The sequence below is a fragment of the Nostoc sp. LEGE 06077 genome (assembly GCF_015207705.1).
In the GTDB taxonomy this organism is placed as follows: Bacteria; Cyanobacteriota; Cyanobacteriia; order Cyanobacteriales; family Nostocaceae; genus Nostoc_B.
Map to the genome: position 1 here is coordinate 1 of NZ_JADEWI010000134.1, position 1114 is coordinate 1114.

At 48.6% G+C, this 1114-nt stretch carries 1 protein-coding gene; it reads right to left on the bottom strand.

Annotation, left to right across the window (positions count from 1 at the left end):
- Positions 1-1114 (bottom strand): plasmid replication protein, CyRepA1 family (locus tag IQ244_RS32235; protein ID WP_322746152.1); only part of this gene is annotated, 1114 nt, incomplete at both ends.

Consider the following 1114-nt stretch of genomic DNA (forward strand, 5'->3'; position numbering starts at 1 on the left):
TGACTGACACCAACTCCCGACTTAACCACTGCTTGAAAATCCTATCTCGCCCATCACCAGGAGCCACAAACTTATAAACACACTCCCGCTTACCCCGTGGCCCCAACCGACCAACATACGATAGCCGCAGATCAATCTTGTCCAGCAACTTTTGTGCGATCGCAACAGGTGTCAGTTTTTCAGAAACAGTCACGTTCAGATAATTTTTGATCAAGTACCGATGCTGTAGCGCGATCGCCTTAAACTCCTGCATCCCTTGATCAGACCCCCGCAACTGTTCCCCTGGCTTGAGCAACTGCAAGAGCTTTAATTCTTCCAGCAACAGTACAGAAGACAACATCTGCCCTTTGTTAAAATCTGGCTTCCAGATAGCATTCTCCCCAGCCTCAGCCTGTGCCTTAGCTCTTTTGCTGTCCCGGCTGGCTAAAAACTGTCGCCCCACAGTCAAGTAATAGTGCAGCCGCAGTTGAGGATACCAGCCGTCATCATCTTTCTCGACTAATTCGGGTGTCACTTCAACTTCATAACGCCGGGACAATTCACCCTTACGCTGCTGATACCGTTCTTCTTTAGTCTTCACCCGCTTCTCCTGCAATTTCTTGAGTTCTGCATCAGACACATCATCAGATTCAGAAACCCCCTGGCATTGACCAGAATATAATTCCTTGGAAGCCGCTTTTACTTCTTTAACCACTTCCTTGGTTTCGTCAGGGTCAAAATCATCCGCATCAATCACGGTATAGCCATCGGCTTCCAACCCCTTCAGCACAAATTCCTGGTAGCGGCGCATCTCGACGTTGATGACAGCACCTCGTTTACCCCAAGTCTGCAAAGATTCAGGCTGGAAGTTCTGGTCAATGAAAGAATAATCGTCATTATCAGCCGCCGACAACAGAGCGATATTAGCCTGTGTTGCGATATCCTGACTCCGCAACAATCCACCCATAGAAGTGGAGCCATTGCCCACATTTCCCATACCGTATCGACTAACCCAGATGTGACGGTCAACAGTTTCCCTTAACCGTGCCAACATCTGCCGTACAGAATCCACAGGCTGAACTCCCTGAAATATCCCCCAAACCGAATCAAAATGACCTCGAATGTCGATAGACAC